Raw genomic sequence first — 19,731 nt, 5'->3', positions numbered from 1 at the left:
GGCCTAGTGGAGTCGCCGCAATTATACCGGGGGGCCCTGTTCCATAAATCACATCCGGCCTGGCGCCGGGAGGCGCGCACAAGCCGCGCACAAGCCGGGCCCAAGCCGCGCGCCGGCCGGCTCCGGCCACGAAATAGGCACCAGGCGCCCGCCCCCGTATAATTTGTGGTTTCACTGGCGCCAGGCCGGGCCCTCGCAGCCCGCCAGCGACCGCCAGGCGCAGGGCACCGCACCTGCCACGCACCCAGACGCCAACCTCGACATCCCAGCATGACCGCCCAAGACCAATCGCTTGCCAAGAGCTTCGAACCCGCCGCCATCGAGGCGAAATGGGGCCCCGAGTGGGAGAAGCGCGGCATCGCCAAGCCGACCTTCGATCCCGCCCGCCCGGACTTCGCGATCCAGCTGCCGCCGCCCAATGTGACCGGCACGCTGCACATGGGCCATGCCTTCAACCAGACCATCATGGATGGCCTGGCACGCCACGCGCGCATGCTGGGCGCCAATACGCTGTGGGTGCCGGGCACCGACCACGCCGGCATCGCCACCCAGATCGTGGTGGAGCGCCAGCTCGAGGGCCAGGGCGTGTCGCGCCATGACCTCGGCCGCGAGAAGTTCACCGAGAAGGTGTGGGCCTGGAAGGAAGAGTCGGGCTCGACCATCACCCGCCAGGTGCGGCGCATGGGCGCGTCGATCGACTGGAGCCGCGAGTACTTCACCATGTCGCCGGAGATGTCGAAGGCGGTGACTGAAGTGTTCGTGCGCCTGTACGAGCAGGGCCTGATCTACCGCGGCAAGCGCCTGGTCAACTGGGACCCGGTGCTGGGCACCGCGGTGTCGGACCTGGAAGTCGACAGCGTCGAGGAAGAAGGCTCGCTGTGGCATATCCGCTATCCGCTGGTCGAGGCTGACGCCAAGGGCGGCCTGACCCACCTGACCGTGGCCACCACGCGTCCGGAAACCATGCTCGGCGACGTCGCCGTGATGGTGCATCCGGAAGACGAGCGCTACGCGCACCTGATCGGCAAGTCGGTGCACCTGCCGCTGACCGGCCGCCAGATCCCGGTGATCGCCGACGAGTACGTCGACCGCGAGTTCGGCACCGGCGTGGTCAAGGTGACCCCGGGCCACGACTTCAACGACTACGCCGTCGGCCAGCGCCACAACCTGCCGCAGCTGTCGATCCTGACGCTGGACGCGAAGATCGTCGCCGACGCGCCCGCCGCCTATGCCGGCCTGGACCGCTTCGACGCGCGCAAGGCCATCGTCGACGACCTCGACAAGCAGGGCCTGCTGGAAGACGTCAAGAAGCACAAGCTGATGACCCCGCGCAGCGAGCGCACCGGCAGCGCGATCGAGCCGATGCTGACCGACCAGTGGTTCGTCGCCATGAGCAAGCCGGCGCCGGAAGGCACTTTCTACCCGGGCCGCTCGATCGCCGAGGTCGCGCTCGAGGCCGTGCAGAGCGGCGAGATCAAGCTGGTGCCGGAGAACTGGATCAGCACCTACAACCAGTGGCTGGGCAATATCCAGGACTGGTGCATCTCGCGCCAGCTGTGGTGGGGCCACCAGATCCCGGCATGGTACGACGATGCCGGCAACTGCTTCGTCGGCCGCACCGAAGAGGAAGCGCTCGCCAAGGCGAAGGCCGCCGGCAGCACCGGCACGCTGCGCCGCGAGGAAGACGTGCTCGACACCTGGTTCTCGTCGGCGCTGGTGCCCTTCTCCTCGCTGGGCTGGCCTGAAGAAACGCCTGAACTGAAGCACTTCCTGCCGTCGTCGGTGCTGGTCACCGGCTACGACATCATCTTCTTCTGGGTGGCGCGCATGGTCATGATGACCAAGCACTTCACCGGCAAGGTCCCCTTCCACACCGTCTACGTGCACGGCCTGGTGCGCGATTCGGAAGGCAAGAAGATGAGCAAGTCCGAGGGCAACACGCTCGACCCGGTTGACCTGATCGACGGCATCGACCTCGACACGCTGCTGAAGAAGCGCACCACCGGCCTGCGCCGGCCCAAGGACGCGCCCAAGATCGAGAAGAAGACCAAGAAGGAATTCCCCGAGGGCATCCCGGCCTTTGGCGCCGACGCGCTGCGCTTCACCTTTGCCTCGCTGGCCACGCTCGGACGCAACATCAACTTCGATACCGGCCGCTGCGAGGGCTACCGCAACTTCTGCAACAAGCTGTGGAACGCCACCCGCTTCGTGCTGATGAACACCGAGGGCCATGACTGCGGCATGGGGCCGTGCAATAACGACTGCGGCCCGGACGGCTACCTCGATTTCTCGCAGGCCGACCGCTGGATCGTGTCGCTGCTGCAGCGCGTGGAGGCCGAGGTCGAAAAGGGCTTCGCCGAATACCGCTTCGACAATATCGCCAACGCCATCTACAAGTTCGTCTGGGACGAGTACTGCGACTGGTACCTGGAACTGGCCAAGGTGCAGATCCAGAACGGCACCGAGGCACAGCAGCGCGCCACCCGCCGCACGCTGCTGCGCGTGCTCGAGACCGTGCTGCGCCTGGCGCATCCGGTGATCCCGTTCATCACCGAGGAACTGTGGCAGAAAGTGGCCCCGCTGGCCGGGCGCGCCAGCGGCGATGGTGCGGAAACCATCGCATTGCAGCCGTATCCGCTGCCCGCCGTCGCCAAGATCGACGAGAATGCCGAGCAGTGGGTCGCTCGCCTGAAGGAAGTGATCGACGCGTGCCGGAATCTGCGCGGCGAAATGAACATCTCGCCCGCCCAGCGCATCCCGCTGTATGCGCAGGGCGACAGCGCCTTCCTGAGGGCGGCCAGCGCACATATCCAGGCCCTCGCGAAACTTTCGGAAGTGCGCGTCTTCGAAGATGAAGCCACCCTGCAAGCGGAGGGCGCCGGTGCGCCGGTCGCCATTGCCGGGGGCAACCACCTGCTGCTGAAGATCGAGATCGATGTCGCCGCCGAGCGCGCGCGCCTGTCGAAGGAAGTCGAACGCATCGGTGGCGAAATCGGCAAGTGCCGCGCCAAGCTGTCGAACGAGAGCTTTGTCGCCAAGGCACCGCCCGCGGTGGTGGCGCAAGAGACGCAGCGCCTGTCCGATTTCGAGCAGACGCTGGCCAAGCTGCAGGGCCAGCTGCAGCGGCTGCCGGCCTGACCCGAGGGTCAGTCAGGCGGCCTGCATCACGCCCCTGCCGGCCGGGGGTTCTGTGCGGCATCGTCGGACAGAACCGGACAGACGGCGCCCACGCTGGCTGGCAGGGTTATGGACTGGAATCTGAGAGGTACACCTGATATGGAAAATCGCGTCACCAAGGCTGTGTTCCCGGTTGCGGGCCTGGGCACCCGCTTCCTGCCAGCCACCAAGGCCAGCCCCAAGGAAATGCTTCCGGTGGTGGACAAGCCGCTGATCCAGTACGCCGTGGAAGAAGCCATGGCCGCCGGCATTACCGAGATGATCTTCGTCACGGGCCGCTCCAAACGCGCGATCGAGGACCATTTCGACAAGGCCTTCGAACTGGAAGTCGAGCTCGAAGCCAAGAACAAGCAGGCGCTGCTGGACGTGGTGCGCTCGATCAAGCCGGCCAACGTCGAGTGCTACTACGTGCGCCAGCCCGAGGCGCTGGGCTTGGGCCACGCGGTGCTGTGCGCGGCCAAGCTGGTGGGCGACACCCCGTTCGCGGTGATGCTGGCCGATGACCTGATCGACGGCAACCCGCCGGTGATGAAGCAGATGGTGGATGCCTTCAACCACTACAACTGCTCGGTGCTGGGCGTCGAGGAAATCACGCCCGAGCAGAGCCGCTCCTACGGCGTGATCGATGGCCGCGAATGGGACGACGACGTGATCAAGGTCTCGGGCATCATCGAGAAGCCGGCGCCGGAAGACGCCCCCTCCAACCTCGGCGTGGTCGGGCGCTATATCCTGACGCCGCGCATCTTCGACCACCTGCGCGAGCTCAAGCCCGGCGCCGGCGGCGAGCTGCAGCTGACCGACGCGATCCAGTCGCTGCTGGGCCAGGAACAGGTGCTGGCCTACCGCTACCAGGGCCGCCGCTATGACTGCGGCAGCAAGCTGGGCTACCTCAAGGCGACCGTCGAGTTCGCGCTGAAGCACCCCGAAGTGGGCACCGATTTCAGCGCCTACCTGGAATCGCGCGAGCACCTGAACGGCCTGGGCCGCTGAGCTCGCCGTCGCGGGCACGAAGAAAAAGCCGCTCTCGGGCGGCTTTTTCCTTGTCGGACGGATCAACGCTCCCGTTCCCGCGCGCGGGAACGGGAGCCATCCATCAGCGCCGGCGCATGTAGAACACGAACACCTTGTCCACTTCCGAGTGCGACAGCAGCTCGTTGCCGGTCTGCTTGGCAAAGGCCTGGAAATCGCGCGTGGCGCCGGGATCGGTCGCCAGCACCTTGAGCACGTCGCCACTGGCCATGTCGGCCAGGGCCTTCTTGGTGCGCAGGATCGGCAGCGGGCAGTTCAGGCCGCGGGCGTCCACTTCTTTCTGGAACTCCATTCGTCTCTTCCTCTGATGCTTGGGGGCTGGAGGCTGGCTGAAAAACCGGCCTTACCAGCGGTATTGTAGCGAAGCCCCGGCCTGGCTGAAGTCATGGGGGCGGCGCGGGTCCGGAATGTCGGCGCCGGTCTGGCGATCGAAGAAGCGCACCGGGTAGCCCCGTGCGGCAAGCCAGTCGGCCACCGCGAAGCCGGTTCCGGCCGACCACACGCGCACGTCCTCGGGCGCCACCAGCTTGTATTCGGCCAGTTCCTCGGACAGTTCGACGGTGCCGGTCGCCTTGACGTGATAGGCGATGATCAGCTCGTTCTTGCGCATGAACTCGTAGACGCCGATCAGCGCGACCGACTCGGTATCGAGATTGGTCTCTTCCTTCAGTTCGCGCGCCACGCCGAGCTCGGGCGGCTCGTCGCGCTCCAGGAAGCCGGTCACCAGCGCAAACATCTTCTCCGGCCACGCGGCGTTGCGCGCCAGCAGCAACTTGTCCTGGTACTCCACCACCGCCGCCAGCACCGGCAGCGGGTTGTTCCAGTGCACGAAGCCGCAGTCCTGCTGCACGCAGGCGTGGCGTTCGCGCCCGGACAGCGGCAGCAGCTCCAGCGGCCCGCCGCACTGCGGGCAGAATCGGTAAGTCATGGGGGCTCCTGTGTCTCGTCGTTATCAGTATGCGCTGGCGGGATTCGGCCCCGCTACGCGCTGCAGGCAGCGCGCATGTCGGCGGCCAGTGCCTCCACGGTCTGCGGCTGCAGGTCCCACGAACACATGAAACGGCAGCCGCCCGCGCCGATAAAGGTGTAGAAGCGCCAGCCCTTTGCGCGCAGCGCCTCGATCGCCGGCAGCGGCAGCTCGGCGAAGACTGCATTGGACTGGGTCGGGAACATGATGCGCACGCCCGGGATCTCGCGGATGCGCTGCTGCAGCAGTTGCGCCATCGCATTGGCATGGCGCGCGTTGGCAAGCCACACGTCGTTCTCGAGCAGCCCCAGCCACGGCGCGGAGATAAAGCGCATCTTCGACGCCAGCTGCCCGGCCTGCTTGACGCGGTAGGCAAAGTCCTCGGCGAGGCGGCGGTCGAAGAACACCACCGCCTCGCCCACCGGCAGGCCGTTCTTGGTGCCGCCGAAGCACAGCACGTCGACGCCCGCGCGCCAGGTGATCTCGGAAGGATGCACGCCCAGTGACGCCACCGCGTTGGCAAAGCGCGCGCCGTCCATGTGCACGCGCAGCTGCCGGCGCTTGGCGATCGCGGCGATGGCGCGCACCTCTTCGACGCTGTAGACGGTGCCGACTTCGGTCGACTGCGTCAGCGACACCACCTTGGGCTTGGGGTAATGGATGTCGGCGCGGCGCGTGACCAGCGCCTCGACCGCGTCGGGCGTGAGCTTGCCATGCTCGCCCGGCGCGGTCAGCAGCTTGGAGCCGTTGGAGAAGAACTCCGGCCCGCCGCATTCGTCGGTCTCGATATGCGCCAGTTCGTGGCAGATCACCGAGTGGTACGACTGGCACAGCGCCGACAGCGCCAGCGAGTTGGCCGCCGTGCCGTTGAACACGAAGAACACTTCGCAATCGGTCTGGAACAGGTCGCGGATCCGGTCGCAGACCTTCTGCGTCCAGCTATCGTCGCCATAGGCCTGCTCATGGCCGCTGCCGTTGGCTTCCAGGAAATACTTGAGCGATTCCGGGCAGAAGCCGGCGTAGTTGTCGGAGGCGAAGTGCTGCATGGTGTTCAGTGTGGAGGGGCGTGGCGCCTTACTTCTTGTCGGCCCACAGCTCGCCGCCGGTGGCCCAGTTCTCGCGCTTGATATCGGTGATGATGATGTCGACCGCCGACGGCGAGCAGCCCAGCGTTTCGCAGCTTACGCGGGTCACTTCCTCGACAAACTTGCGCTTCTGCTCGATGGTGCGGCCTTCAAACATTTCGACGTGGAAAGTCGGCATGCATTGCTCCTGTGCTTGATTGATTGTTGTGGTCCGGGCGGGAAAGTCCTTGCCTTCAGTCCCGGTAGGAAGGATCGATTCTATCCAGTTTGCGCAGCAGCGCGGGCCATTCCAGCACGCCCTCGACCGCGCCATCGTCATAGAGCTGCGCGGAGGTCTTGTCCGCCACGGCGGCGCCGGGCTGCACCAGCGCCCCGCCCGCCTGCGCCGCGATCTGGACTTCGCAGGCCTTGATCAGCGTTGCCATCAGCACATAGGCCTCGGCCACGGTGCGGCCCACCGTCAGCGTGCCGTGGTTGCGCAACAGCATGGCCGGATGCGGGCCCAGCGATGCGGTCAGCCGCGCGCCCTCGGCCGGGGTGAAGGCCAGGCCCTCGTAGTCGTGGTAGGCGATGCGGCCATGGAAACGCATGGCATGCTGCGACAGCGGCAGCAGCCCCGCCGCCTGCGCCGACACCGCGATGCCGGCGGTGTTATGCAGGTGCATCACGCACATCGCGTCGGCGCGCGCGGCATGCACCGCTGCGTGCAGCGCGAAGCCGGTCACGTTGACCGGATGCACGGTGTCGCCGACGACCTCGCCACGGCCGTTGATCTTGACCAGGTCACTGGCGCGGATCTCGTCAAAGGCAAAGCCGAACGGGTTGATCAGGAAGTGATCCGGCTCGCCTGGCACCGTGGCCGAGATATGCGTGTAGATCAGGTCGTCCCAGCCCTCGCGCGCGGCCAGCCGGTACGCGGCGGCCAGGTCGACGCGCACGCGCTGCTCTTCGGCTGAGACGGGATGGGAAGCGCCCGCGGCGCGCGCGGGCTGCAAGGCAAAAGACATGGGGTCGCTCCTGCGCCGCCCGGTCTGGCGTGCCGGGTACGGCCCCGGCCTTCTGTGCCGCGCCGCTGACCGCGATGCCGGCAGACCCGGCCGCAGCCCTTCGCGCGGCGCGCCGGACGACAAAGACGCTACTTTAGCGCACCTCGGCGCCCGGGCTCAGGCTGGTCCCGGCGGCCGGCAGCGGCCACATGCGCCGCATCCAGGCAAACACCAGCGCGCCCAGCGCCAGCGCCGCCGCGGCGCACGCCAGCGAAGCGGCAAAGCCACCGGTGCGCGCCACCAGCGCGGTCGCCAGCGGCGGGCCGGCGATCTGGCCCAGGCCGTAGGACGCGGTCATCAGGCCCATCAGCCGTGGTGCGTGCGGCCCCCACAGCCGCCGCGCCTCGCGCATCGCAAACGCCACCAGCGCGGTGAAGGGCAGGCCCGCCAGCAAGCTGCTGAGGGCAAAACCGGCCACGCTGGGCAACACCACCGCGATCGCCACGCCCAGCGCCTGCATGCCGTACAGCAGCGTCAGCAGCTTGCGGTTGTCGTGCCCCATGCCGACGCGCGTCGCCAGGAACGCGCCCACCGCCACGCCCGCGCCGAAGATCGGCCAGAACAGGTCGGCCCACACCGTGCCTGGCAGCGCCTGGCGCGCGATCACCGGCAGGAAGGTCGCGGTGATGATGTAGCCGAAGCCGGCCAGGCCGTAGGCCAGCGTCAGCATCCAGGCCTCGGCATCGAGCCGCGCCGTGCCGGTAACGATGTCGGTATCGGTCTCGGCGGCGCCCGCAGACGGCACCGCTGCCGCCAGGGCGGCCGGCGCGACGAAAATCCGCCAGACCGCCGCCACCAGCATCACCGCCAGCGCGGTGAAGGCGAGCCAGCCATGGTCGGCATGCCAGCCCGCGCCGACCATGGCGGACGCGCCCAGCCCGGTGACCACGATGCCCAGGCCGGGGCCGCAGAAGATCAGCCCGGCCAGCTCGGGCCTGCCCAGCTCGGCCAGCCGCTGCAGGCACCAGGCGGCGGTGTAGACCATCGCCACGGCGCTGGCCACGCCCGCGGCGGTACGCCACAGCGACCACGCCGGCATGCCGCCCGGCAAGGCCATGCCCAGCGTCAGCAGCACCGTGGCCACCAGGCCCCAGCGCACCATGCGCACAGCATCCGGCTGGATAAACATGCACACCGCGGCACCGACGAAGTAACCGATGTAATTCACCGTCGCGAGCCAGCCCCCCTGGTCCAGCGTGACCGTGCCGTCATGCAGCATCATCGGCAGCAGCGGCGTGAAGGCGAAGCGGCCGATGCCCATCACCACCGCCAGCGATACCATGCCGGCCAGCGCCACCGCGAGCGGGCCGGCCTCGCGGCGCGCCGGCACGGCGGCGGCCACGCGCGCAGCAGGGTGTTGTGGCTCAAGGCTCTGGGGGCGCGGCATGAGAGTGGCTGCGGGGACAGCGGTTGCATTGCGATCCCTGTATGCTACGCTGCCATCATCATCTTGAAACATGAATTCTCAAGATGCGAGCCATTCTGAAATCTGATGGATAACTGTGGAGCCGGCCATGGACCTTGCCGCACTGGAGATCTTCCGCGCCGTCGTCGAGGCCGGCGGCGTCACCCGCGCGGCCGAGCGGCTGCACCGGGTGCAGTCCAATGTCACCACCCGCATCCGCCAGCTGGAGCAGTCGCTGGGCGTCGAGCTGTTTGTGCGCGACGGCCGGCGCATGGTGCTGACGCCGTCGGGCCAGACCCTGTTCGATTACGCCTGCCGCATCCTGACGCTGACCGAAGAGGCGCGCCACGCGGTGCTGCCGGCGCGCCCGCATGGCCGGCTGCGCATTGCCTCGATGGAAAGCACCGCCGCGAGCCGCCTGCCTCAGGTGCTGGCCGCGTATCACCAGGCCTGGCCCGAGGTGCAGCTGGAACTGGTGACGCTGGCGACGCGGCAGGCATTCGATGCGCTGGCGCGCTTCGAGGTCGACTGCGCCTTCGTCGCCGAGCCGCTGGCCGACCCGGCACTGCGCGCGGTGCCGGTGTTCGAGGAAGAGCTGGTGGTGATCACGCGCGAGCACCATCGCCCGGTGCGCGGCGCGGCCGACCTGGAGGTGCCGACGCTGCTGGCGTTCGAGCCCGGCTGCAACTACCGGGCCCGGCTCGAGACCTGGTACGGGAGCGGCACGGCGCCGACGCCCCGGGTGCTGCAGCTCAGCTCCTACCATGCCATCGTCGCCTGCGTCGCGGCCGGCATCGGCGCGGCGATCGTGCCGCGCTCCGTGCTGGGCCTGTACCGCGACCTGCCCGCCATCCAGCAGCACAGCCTGGGGGCGGCGGGCCGGGTGCGCACGCTGCTGGCGTGGCAGCCGTCGATGGCCAGCGCCGCGCTGCATGCGCTGGTCGAGGCCCTGCCCGAACTTACGCCCGCACCGCCCGGCTCGGCCGGGCCCGAACTCGCGGCGGCCTGAGTTCGCGGGCCTGCGGGGCCGCGTGCAAGATGTGCCCGGTGGCCTACACTTGAAGTGGCGCCACCACGGCACCTCGCGTGCCCCGCCCCTGCCATGAACCCTTCCACCGCATTGCTGCGCGCCTTCCGGTTGCTGTCCAGCCTGGTGCTGGCATGCTGCGCGCTTGCCTTCGGCGGCAGCGGCGCCGCGGCCCCGCCGGCGGGCACGGCCGCGGCCACGGCCACGGCGCCGGTGTACGTGATCCCCCTGAAAGGCGCGGTCAGCCCGGCCAGCGCCAGCTTTATCCTGCGCGGCATGGCGCGCGCCCGTGAGGCCGGCGCGCAGCTGGTGGTGCTGGAAATGGACACGCCCGGCGGGCTGGATGCATCGATGCGCGACATCATCCAGGCGATCCTGGCCTCGCCGGTGCCGGTGGCAAGCTATGTCTCTCCCGGCGGCGCGCGCGCGGCCAGCGCGGGCACCTACATCCTCTATGCCAGCCATCTGGCGGCGATGGCCCCAGGCACCAACCTGGGCGCGGCGACGCCGGTGCAGGTCGGCATCGGCGGACCGCAGAAGCCGGAGTCCTTGCCTGGCGCCAGCCCCGCTTCGGCCCCCGCCAGCGCGCCCGCGACAGGCGACGCCATGGCGCGCAAGCAGCTGCACGACGCCTCGGCCTATATCCGAGGCCTGGCGCAGCTGCGCGGGCGCAACGCCGAATGGGCCGAGCGCGCGGTGCGCGAATCGGTCAGCCTGTCGGCCGACGAGGCGCTGGCGCAACGCGTGATCGATGTGGTCGCGGCCGACCTGCCCGCACTGCTGCGCCAGCTCGACGGGCGCAAGCTGACCACCGCCGGCGGCAAGGCCAGCACGCTGCAGACGCGCAACGCGCCTTCGGTGACGCTGGAGCCGGACTGGCGCAACCGCTTCCTGGCCGTGATCACCGAGCCCAGCGTGGCGCTGTTGCTGATGATGATCGGCATCTACGCGCTGATCTTCGAGTTCTCCACGCCGGGCATGGTGGTGCCCGGCATCGTCGGCGCGATCTGCCTGCTGCTGGCACTGTTCGCGCTGCATATGCTGCCGGTCAACTACGCCGGGCTGGCGCTGGTGGCGCTGGGCATCGGCTGCATGGTGGCGGAGCTGTTCCTGCCCACCTTCGGCGCGCTGGGGGTCGGCGGCATCATCGCTTTCGCCTTCGGCGCGGTGATGCTGATCGACACCGACGTGCCGGGCTTTGGCGTGCCGCTGCCGATGGTGGCGGCGATGTCGGCGCTGTCGGCGGTGTTCGTGTTCGGCATGTCGGCGATGCTGATGCGCTCGCGCAAGCGCCCGGTGGTCAGCGGCGCCGACACGCTGGTGGGCAGCCGCGGCGAACTGCTCGACGACCTGCGCGATGAAGGCTGGGCCAGCGTGCGCGGCGAGACCTGGCGCGTGCGCAGCGCCACGCCGCTGGCGCGCGGCACGCCGGTGCTGGTCACGGGACGCAGTGGCCTGGTGCTCGAAGTGATCGCCGCCGGCAGCGCACCGGCCTCCTCTTCCCAACCGACCCCTGACAAGGGAGCCTGACATGGCCTATGGATTCAGCTTCGGCGGTGTGATCTTCCTGCTGGCACTGCTGGTGATCACCTCGTTCCGCGTGCTGCGCGAATACGAACGCGGCGTGGTGTTCATGCTCGGGCGCTTCTGGAAGGTCAAGGGCCCCGGGCTGGTCCTGCTGATCCCGGCGGTGCAGCAGATGGTCCGGGTCGACCTGCGCACGGTGGTAATGGACGTGCCGCCGCAGGACGTGATCTCGCGCGACAATGTCTCGGTCAAGGTCAATGCGGTGGTGTACTTCCGCGTGGTCGATCCCGAACTGGCCATCATCCAGGTGGCGAACTTCCTCGAAGCCACCAGCCAGCTGGCGCAGACCACGCTGCGCTCGGTGCTGGGCAAGCACGAGCTCGACGAGATGCTGGCCGAGCGCGAGAAGCTCAACCTCGACATCCAGCAGGTGCTGGACGCGCAGACCGACGGCTGGGGCATCAAGGTCTCGAACGTCGAGATCAAGCACGTCGACCTGAACGAGACCATGGTCCGCGCCATCGCCCGCCAGGCAGAGGCCGAGCGCGAGCGGCGCGCCAAGGTGATCCATGCCGAGGGCGAGCTGCAGGCTTCGGTGAAGCTGCTGGAAGCGGCGCAGATGCTGGCGCGGCAGCCGCAGGCGATGCAACTGCGCTACATGCAGACGCTGACGCAGATCGCGGGAGACAGGAGTTCGACCATCGTGTTTCCGCTGCCGATCGATCTGCTGACGACACTGCGGGGCGCCACGGGGAACCCCGAGAAGTAGGAAAACAGAAGGGGCGCCACCGGCGCCCCTTCTCTGTTGGCTTGCGCAACGCGCAGGCGATCAGACCTTCGCCGCCACCCACTCGGTGACGCCCGCCAGCGCCTGCGGCAGCTTGGCCGGCTCGGTGCCGCCGGCCTGCGCCATGTCGGGACGGCCGCCGCCCTTGCCGCCCACCTGCTGGGCGACAAAGTTGACCAGCTCGCCGGCCTTGACCTTGCCCGTGGCATCGGCGGTGACGCCGGCGATCAGGCTGACCTTGCCGTCGGCGACCGCGCCCAGCACGATGGCGGCGCTCTGCAGCTTGTCCTTGAGCTTGTCCATGGTCTCGCGCAGGGTCTTCACGTCGGCGCCGTCCAGCTGCGCAGCCAGCACCTTCAGGCCCTTCACGTCGACCGCCTGCGCCGCCAGCTCGTCGCCCTGCGAAGCGGCCAGCTTGCTCTTCAGGCGCTCCAGCTCCTTCTCCAGCGCGCGCACCTGGTCCTGCACCTGGCCGATGCGCGGCACCAGTTCGGACGGCTGCGCCTTCAGCACGGCGGCGGCTTCGTTCAGCCTGGCGTCCAGGCCTTGCAGGTAGTGCAGCGCGTTGTCGCCGGTGATGGCCTCGACGCGGCGGATGCCGGCGGCGACGCCGCCTTCCATCACGATCTTGAACAGGCCGATATCGCCGGTGCGGTGCACGTGGGTGCCACCGCACAGTTCCTTCGAGGTGCCGATCGACAGCACGCGCACGTCGTCGGCGTACTTCTCGCCGAACAGCGCCATCGCGCCGCTCTTGACCGCGTCGTCGAACGGCATGATCTCGGCGTGCGTGTCCTCATTGCGCAGGATCTCGGCGTTGACGATCTCTTCGACCTGGCGGATCTGCGCGTCAGTCAGCGCGGCGTTGTGCGAGAAGTCGAAGCGGGTCTTGTCCGCATCGACCAGCGAGCCCTTCTGCTGCACGTGGCTGCCCAGCACTTCGCGCAGCGCCTTGTGCATCAGGTGCGTGGCCGAGTGGTTGCGCACCGTGCGCGCACGACGCAGCGCGTCAACCTGCGCCGACACGGCGTCGCCGACCTTGAGCGTGCCACCCTGCAGCGTGCCCTGGTGGCCGAACACGTCGGCCTGGACCTTGGTGGTGTCGGCCACGGCGAACACGGCACCATTGCCATTCGCGGCCTGCAGCACGCCCTGGTCGCCGGCCTGCCCGCCGGACTCGGCGTAGAACGGCGTGTTGTCGAGCACCACCACGCCGGTCTGGCCCGGCTGCATGGTGTCGACCGACGCGCCATCCACATACAGCGCCGTGACCCTGGCCTGCGGCAGCTCCAGCTTCTCGTAGCCGTGGAACACGGTCTTGTCGCCGGTGTACTCCAGGCCGGCAGCCATCTTGAACTTGCCGGCAGCACGTGCCTGTTCGCGCTGGCGGTTCATGGCGGCGTCGAAGGCGGCTTCGTCCACGCCGATTTCCTGCTCGCGGCACACGTCCTGGGTCAGGTCCAGCGGGAAGCCGAAGGTGTCGTGCAGCTTGAAGGCAAGTTCGCCGTCCAGCGTCTTGCCGCCCTTGAGCTTCAGGTCGGCGAGCGCGGCGTCGAGGATGGCCATGCCGTTCTCGATGGTCTCGAAGAAGCGCTCTTCCTCGGCCTTCAGCACTTCGGTCACGCGCGACTGCGCCTCGGCCAGCTCCGGATAGGCCTGGCCCATCTGCTCGACCAGGTCCGGCACCAGCTTGTGGAAGAACGGGGTCTTCTGGCCCAGCTTGTAGCCGTGGCGGATGGCGCGGCGGATGATCCGGCGCAGCACGTAGCCGCGGCCTTCGTTGCCCGGGATCACGCCATCGACGATCAGGAACGCGCACGCGCGGATATGGTCGGCGATGACCTTCAGCGAGTTCTGGTTCAGGTTGTCGATATGGGTCTCGCGCGCGGCGGCCTTGATCAGCGCCTGGAACAGGTCGATCTCGTAATTGCTGTGCACATGCTGCAGCACCGCGGCAATGCGCTCCAGACCCATGCCGGTGTCGACGCACGGCTTGGGCAGCGGCGTCATGTTGCCCTGCTCGTCGCGGTTGAACTGCATGAACACCAGGTTCCACACCTCGATGTAGCGGTCGCCGTCTTCCTCGGGCGATCCCGGCGGGCCGCCCCACACGTCCGGGCCGTGGTCATAGAAGATTTCCGAGCACGGGCCGCACGGGCCGGTGTCGGCCATCTGCCAGAAGTTGTCCGAGGCGTAGCGCGCGCCCTTGTTGTCGCCGATGCGCACGATGCGCTCGGCCGGCACGCCGACTTCCTTGGCCCAGATATCGTAGGCCTCGTCGTCTTCCGCATAGACCGTCACCCACAGCTTCTCGGCGGGCAGCTGGTAAGTCTTGGTCAGCAGTTCCCACGCGTACTGGATGGCTTCGCGCTTGAAGTAGTCGCCAAACGAGAAGTTGCCCAGCATCTCGAAGAACGTGTGGTGGCGCGCGGTGTAGCCCACGTTCTCGAGGTCGTTGTGCTTGCCTCCGGCGCGCACCGAACGCTGCGACGAGGTCGCGCGGGTGTACGGGCGCTTGTCGGTGCCCAGGAACACGTCCTTGAACTGCACCATGCCGGAGTTGGTGAACAGCAGCGTCGGGTCGTTCGCCGGCACCAGGCTGGACGAGCGGACCACGGTATGGCCCTTCGATTCGAAGAACTGCAGGAACTTGCTGCGAATGTCTGAGACTTTCATGGGATGGCGGACGCTTGCCCTGGCGTGGCCGGGCGCGACGAATCAGTATGGGATTTGCAAACCGTTGATTATACGGGCAAGGCAGGCCGTCGGGCAGGTCAGCCACGGCGCCCGGGAAGCGGCCGGCTATCGCCCTGAATCCCATCGCCACGAGAGCCTCAAGAAGCACTTATGGCGGCGCCCGTTGATTGCCGGTGGTACAGTGCAGCCAACCCGCGCCGCCCCGTTTCCGGGGCGTGCCGCCGACCCGCATTCCGGATCCGATCCCCGCCTTACCTTTGCCTCGAATACCGCCATGGGAGCCTTAAGCCATCTCCGCGTCCTCGACCTGACCCGCGTCCTCGCCGGGCCGTGGTGCGCCCAGAACCTTGCCGACTTCGGCGCCGACGTGATCAAGATCGAGCGCCCCGGCGCCGGCGACGACACCCGCACCTGGGGCCCGCCCTGGCTCAAGGACGAAGACGGCCGCGACACCGCCGAGGCCGCCTACTACCTGGCCGCCAACCGCAACAAGCGCTCTGTCACCTGCGACATCAGCACGCCCGAGGGCCAGCAGATCGTGCGCGACCTGGCCGCGCAGAGCGACGTGGTGCTGGAGAACTACAAGGTCGGCCAGCTGAAGAAATATGGCCTGGACTACGACGCGCTCAGGCAGGTCAAGCCCGACCTGATCTACTGCTCGGTCACCGGCTTCGGCCAGACCGGCCCGTACGCCGCGCGCCCGGGCTACGACTTCATCATCCAGGGCATGGGCGGCTTCATGAGCCTGACCGGCGAGCGCGACGACCTGCCCGGCGGCGGCCCGCAGAAGGCGGGCGTGGCGATTTCCGACCTGATGACCGGCCAGTACGCCACCATCGCCGTGCTGGCGGCGCTGGCGCACCGCGACCGCACCGGCGAGGGCCAGTACATCGACATGGCGCTGCTCGACGTGCAGGTGGCGATGCTGGCCAACATGAACACCAACTACCTGGCCAGCGGCCAGGCGCCGCGCCGCTGGGGCAACGCGCACCCCAACATCGTGCCCTACCAGACCTTCCAGGCTGCCGACGGCTGGATCATCGTCGCGGTGGGCAACGACGGGCAGTTCCGCAAGTTCGTCACCGACGGCGGCATGCCCGGGCTGGCCGACGACCCGCGCTTTGCCACCAACCCGCAGCGCGTGGCCAACCGCGACGTGCTGGTGCCGATCCTGGCCGAGATGGTGCGCCCGCGCACCCGCGCGCAATGGATCCGCGACCTGGAAGCCGCGGGCGTGCCGTGCGGCCCGATCAACACGCTCGACGACGTGTTCGAGGACGACCAGGTCAAGGCGCGCGGCCTGCGCGTGGACCTGCCGCACCCGAGCGCGGGCGAGGTCAAGCTGGTCGGCAGCCCGATCAAGATGAGCGCGACGCCGCCGCAGGCGCTGCGCCACCCGCCGCTGCTGGGCGAGCATACCGACGCGGTGCTGGCCGAGACCCTGGACTACAGCGCTGCGCAGATCGCCGCACTTCGTGCAAAAGGTGTGCTGTAAGATTCTCCTCCTGCCCGCGGCGGGCCAGCCGGCCGCGGGTGCTTTCCGGAAGTTCAGTCCCCCACTGAAGTACTTTCCCCGGGCCCGCGACATTGCGCGCGCCCGCGCAAAGCGAAGGAGAACCCATGCTGACCGACGCCATCCTTGCCTTCCTGCATTTCCTGGCGATCTTCGTCCTGATCACGCTGATGGCCGCCGAAGCCGTGGCGCTGCGCCCCGACCTGACCCCGGCCACCGTGCGGCGCCTGTCGCTGTACGACCTGTTCTATTTCCTGTCGGCGATGCTGGCGCTGGCCACCGGCCTGCTGCGCCTGTTCTACGGCGCCAAGGGTGTCGACTTCTACCTGCACAACCCGTGGTTCCACGCCAAGATGGGCGTGTTCGTGCTGATTGCGCTGTGCTCGCTGCCGCCGACCTTCGCCATCGCGCGCTGGCGCAAGCAGGCGCGCAGGCTGCCCGATTACGTGCCGCCGCCGTCCGAGATCAAGGCGGCACGGCGCTGGGTCATGATCGAATCGCACCTGGTGATCCTGCTGCCGCTGTGCGCCGTGATGATGGCGCGCGGCATCGGGGCCCGCTGACAATCCCTATCCTCCTGTACTCCGCAACATGCTGAAGAAACTGCTTGCCGCCGCGCTGACCGCGGCCCTGATGCCGGCCGCCGCCGTTGCCGCCACCAATGCCTACCCGACCAAGCCGGTCCGTTTCGTGGTGCCCTACCCGGCCGGCGGCCCGCTCGACACCGTGGCGCGCGCCATCGGCGACAAGCTGCGCGACAGCCTGGGCCAGCCCGTGATCGTGGAAAACAAGCCGGGCGCCGGCGGCAACCTGGGCGCGGACTACGTCGCGAAGCAGCCCGCCGACGGCTACACCATCGTGATGGGCGCGGTCGCCACGCACGCGATCAACCCGACGCTGTTCAGCAAGATGCCGTATGACCCCGTGAAGGACTTCGCGCCGGTCACGCTGGTTGCAGACGTGCCCAACGTGCTGGTGATGCACCCGGGCAAGGCCGCCGAGCTGCATATCAACAATGTGCGCGACCTGGTCGCGTATGCGCGCAAGAACCCCGGCAAGCTGGATTACGCCTCGGGCGGCAACGGCAGCGCCGGCCACCTGTCGGGCGAACTGTTCAAGAGCATGGCCAAGCTCAGCATGGTCCATATCCCCTACAACGGCGCCTCGCCGGCGCAGTTGTCGGTGCTGTCGGGCCAGACCGACCTGATCTTCGACAACCTGGCCTCGGCCTCGGCCAACATCAAGGCGGGCAAGCTCAAGGCCTTCGCCGTCACCACCGCCGGCCGCGCCGCGTCCTTCCCGGACCTGCCGACCATTGCCGAAGCCGGCAAGGGGCTGGGTCTGGAAGGCTTCGACATCTCGACATGGTTCGGCGTGTTCGCGCCGGCCAACACGCCGCGCGAAATCGTGGAGAAGCTGAACCACGAGATCGTGGCGATCCTGAAGACCGACGACATGAAGGCCCGCCTGGCCCGCATCGGCGCCCAGCCGGCACCGACCACGCCGGAGCAGTTCGCGGCGCTGATCCAGAAGGAACTGAAGAAGTATGCGCAGATCGTGAAGGTGTCGGGGGCGAAGGTCGACTGACGACAAACAGGGAGAGGGAGAAAACCAGCGCTATCCGGCACGCTCGCGCCTGTCTGCCCTTTTCCTTCGCCTCCACGACTTCCCGCCCGAATCCCCCTCCAGCCGCGGCAGCAGCAATCCCACCTGCACGATCCGCGCGCCCTCCATCCGCGTGATCGTCAGCGGCAGCCCGGCGATCTCGACGCTGTCGCCCTCCACCGGGGGCGACGTGAACGCGCGCTGCATCGCGCTTTCCAGCGTCAGCGGCTCTTCGTCCGGCGTCAGTTCCCGCGTGCCGTAGAGCGCGGCCACGTCGCGCAGCGGCGCGTCGCCCGACAGCAGGAAATCGTGCGAGACCTGTTCCCAGGTGGGTGCCCGGCCCGGCGTCTGGAACAGCGCCGACAGCAGCGGCAGCGAGACGGTCAGGCCCAGCACGCAGACTGCATCACCTGCGCGCAATACCGTCTGGGCCGGGTCGGCCAGTGCGTCGTCGCGCGCCACCGTCATCAGCCGGCAGCGCGGCGGCAGCTCCAGCTGGTCGGCACGCACGTTCTCGACCGGCGCGTTGGGGCCGACCTCGAACTGCATCACTTCCAGGATCGGCGCGCGCGTGCCGCGCAGGCGCGAGCGCGCCAGCGGCTCGGGGTAGCCCGGGCGCAGCACGCGCGCCAGCCGCGCCGCCACCGACACCGTGGTGCCCTGGAACAGCAGGCTGGCCAGCACCACCGCAAAGGCAATGCGGAACAGCAGCCCCGACTGCGGCACCTCGCGCAGCAGCGGGAACAACGCCAGCACGATCGGCACCGCCCCGCGCAGGCCCATCCAGGCGATAAAGCCGGTCTCGCGCGCATTGAAGCGGAACGGCAGCAGCGCCAGCCATACCGCCACCGGCCGCGCCACCAGCATCAGGAAGGCCGCCACCGCTACCGCAGGGCCGGCGACTTCCCAGATCCGGTGCGGCGACACCAGCAGCCCCAGCAGCAGGAACATGGCTGACTGCGCCAGCCACGCCATGCCGTCCATGGCGCGCATGGTGTCGGCGGTGACGGCGCGCTCGCGATTGCCGATCAGCATGCCGGTCAGGTACACCGCCAGGAAGCCGCTGCCGCCCACGGTCTGCACGATGGCGAAGACCATCGCGCCGCCCGAGCACAGCAGGATCGACTGCAGCCCTTCGGCCACGCGCGTGCGCTCCAGCACATTGGCCAGGCAATAGCCGAGCCCAAGCCCCAGCACGCCGCCCACGCCGAGTTGCACCAGCAGGCGCAGCAGCAGCCCCAGCGGCGTCAGGCCCTCGGGCGCGGTCAGCCATTCGATCAGCGTCAGCGTCAGGAAGATCGCCATCGGGTCGTTGATGCCGGACTCGATCTCCAGCACGCTCGCGACCCGCTCCTTGAGCCGGATGCCGCTGCTGTTGAGCGTCGAGAACACCGCGGCGGCATCGGTCGAGCCGACGATGGCCCCCAGCAGCAGCCCCAGCCGCCAGTCGATGCCGAGCAGCCAGGCGGCGAAGATCCCCACCAGGGCGGCCGTCACCAGCACCCCTACCGTGGCCAGCGACAGCGATGGCCTGAGCGCCACCCGGAAGGTGGCAAGGCGGGTGCGCAGCCCGCCGTCGAGCAGGATGATGGCCAGCGCCAGGTTGCCCACCAGGAAGCTGAGCCAGGTATCCGAGAAGCGGATGCCGCCGGGGCCGTCGACCCCGGCCAGCATGCCCACGGCCAGGAATACCAGCAGGAACGGCACGCCGAAGCGCGCCGAGAACGCGCCCAGCACGATGCCCAGCGACATCACGACGGCGCCGAGCAGGATGACATGGTCGATGCTTTCCAAAACGCTCCTTGTGTTGCCTGGGATTCGCCTGCGGAAGCTTTCAGGACCTTTCAGAACCTTTCAGAACCCTTC

Annotated in this window: 16 protein-coding genes; 8 read left to right on the top strand and 8 right to left on the bottom strand. The window is 68.3% G+C overall.

What is annotated here, in order from left to right; all coding sequences use genetic code 11:
* The first annotated feature begins 270 nt into the window (after positions 1–270).
* Both FHX60_RS02945 and galU read left to right on the top strand, forming a co-directional pair.
* Positions 271–3,138, top strand: a complete 2,868-nt coding sequence (locus FHX60_RS02945) for a valine--tRNA ligase (RefSeq protein WP_183282511.1) — start codon at positions 271–273, stop codon at positions 3,136–3,138.
* A gap of 138 nt (positions 3,139–3,276) precedes the next feature.
* Positions 3,277–4,167, top strand: a complete 891-nt coding sequence (galU, locus tag FHX60_RS02940) for a UTP--glucose-1-phosphate uridylyltransferase GalU (RefSeq protein WP_112774519.1) — start codon at positions 3,277–3,279, stop codon at positions 4,165–4,167.
* A gap of 103 nt (positions 4,168–4,270) precedes the next feature.
* Here the strand turns inward: galU and FHX60_RS02935 are convergent, their stop codons facing one another.
* From FHX60_RS02935 to FHX60_RS02910, 6 genes are all read right to left on the bottom strand, one after another.
* A complete protein-coding gene (locus FHX60_RS02935; protein WP_010813669.1) occupies positions 4,271–4,498 on the bottom strand; it encodes a sulfurtransferase TusA family protein in 228 nt (75 codons plus the stop codon).
* Between the two features lie 51 nt (positions 4,499–4,549).
* Positions 4,550–5,134: an NUDIX hydrolase gene (locus FHX60_RS02930; RefSeq protein ID WP_092307025.1), complete on the bottom strand. Its 585-nt coding sequence runs from the start codon at positions 5,132–5,134 to the stop codon at positions 4,550–4,552.
* 53 nt (positions 5,135–5,187) lie between these two features.
* Entirely contained in the window at positions 5,188–6,219 is a 1,032-nt protein-coding gene (locus FHX60_RS02925; protein ID WP_183282510.1) for a threonine aldolase family protein, read from the bottom strand.
* Positions 6,220–6,247: 28 nt separating this feature from the next.
* Entirely contained in the window at positions 6,248–6,436 is a 189-nt protein-coding gene (locus FHX60_RS27645) for a 4-oxalocrotonate tautomerase (protein ID WP_012353493.1), read from the bottom strand.
* Between the two features lie 55 nt (positions 6,437–6,491).
* Positions 6,492–7,265 carry a class II aldolase/adducin family protein gene (locus FHX60_RS02915; protein WP_183282509.1) on the bottom strand — a complete coding sequence of 258 codons (774 nt, stop codon included), beginning with the start codon at positions 7,263–7,265 and terminating at the stop codon, positions 6,492–6,494.
* A 133-nt stretch (positions 7,266–7,398) separates the two neighbouring features.
* Positions 7,399–8,691: a YbfB/YjiJ family MFS transporter gene (locus FHX60_RS02910; RefSeq protein WP_183282508.1), complete on the bottom strand. Its 1,293-nt coding sequence runs from the start codon at positions 8,689–8,691 to the stop codon at positions 7,399–7,401.
* 127 nt (positions 8,692–8,818) lie between these two features.
* On the opposite strand from FHX60_RS02910, the gene FHX60_RS02905 reads away from it, so the two are divergent.
* From FHX60_RS02905 to FHX60_RS02895, 3 genes are all read left to right on the top strand, one after another.
* A complete protein-coding gene (locus FHX60_RS02905) occupies positions 8,819–9,718 on the top strand; it encodes a LysR family transcriptional regulator (RefSeq protein ID WP_112774514.1) in 900 nt (299 codons plus the stop codon).
* 93 nt (positions 9,719–9,811) lie between these two features.
* Positions 9,812–11,266, top strand: coding sequence for an NfeD family protein (locus FHX60_RS02900; protein WP_183282507.1), 1,455 nt, complete (start codon positions 9,812–9,814; stop codon positions 11,264–11,266).
* A gap of 1 nt (position 11,267) precedes the next feature.
* Positions 11,268–12,032 (top strand): slipin family protein, encoded by a 765-nt coding sequence (locus tag FHX60_RS02895; RefSeq protein WP_183282506.1) that lies wholly within the window; start codon positions 11,268–11,270, stop codon positions 12,030–12,032.
* A gap of 60 nt (positions 12,033–12,092) precedes the next feature.
* Here the strand turns inward: FHX60_RS02895 and alaS are convergent, their stop codons facing one another.
* Complete coding sequence (alaS, locus tag FHX60_RS02890) at positions 12,093–14,726, bottom strand: alanine--tRNA ligase (protein ID WP_112774511.1); 2,634 nt, start codon at positions 14,724–14,726, stop codon at positions 12,093–12,095.
* 295 nt (positions 14,727–15,021) lie between these two features.
* On the opposite strand from alaS, the gene FHX60_RS02885 reads away from it, so the two are divergent.
* The 3 genes from FHX60_RS02885 to FHX60_RS02875 all read left to right on the top strand — a co-directional run bounded on the left by FHX60_RS02885 (position 15,022) and on the right by FHX60_RS02875 (position 17,847).
* On the top strand, positions 15,022–16,242 hold the full coding sequence (locus FHX60_RS02885; RefSeq protein ID WP_183282505.1) for a CaiB/BaiF CoA transferase family protein: 1,221 nt from the start codon (positions 15,022–15,024) through the stop codon (positions 16,240–16,242).
* Positions 16,243–16,367: 125 nt separating this feature from the next.
* Entirely contained in the window at positions 16,368–16,823 is a 456-nt protein-coding gene (locus tag FHX60_RS02880; RefSeq protein ID WP_183282504.1) for a DUF2214 family protein, read from the top strand.
* 28 nt (positions 16,824–16,851) lie between these two features.
* The gene (locus FHX60_RS02875) at positions 16,852–17,847 is read left to right on the top strand and encodes a tripartite tricarboxylate transporter substrate binding protein (protein WP_112774509.1); all 996 of its coding nucleotides are present in this window, start codon (positions 16,852–16,854) and stop codon (positions 17,845–17,847) included.
* Between the two features lie 30 nt (positions 17,848–17,877).
* Here the strand turns inward: FHX60_RS02875 and FHX60_RS02870 are convergent, their stop codons facing one another.
* The gene (locus FHX60_RS02870) at positions 17,878–19,659 is read right to left on the bottom strand and encodes a potassium/proton antiporter (protein WP_183282503.1); all 1,782 of its coding nucleotides are present in this window, start codon (positions 19,657–19,659) and stop codon (positions 17,878–17,880) included.
* Positions 19,660–19,731: the final 72 nt, after the last annotated feature.

Source organism: Cupriavidus alkaliphilus (assembly GCF_014191175.1).
Classification (GTDB): domain Bacteria; phylum Pseudomonadota; class Gammaproteobacteria; order Burkholderiales; family Burkholderiaceae; genus Cupriavidus; species Cupriavidus alkaliphilus.
This window is presented reverse-complemented; position numbering and strand designations above follow the sequence as displayed.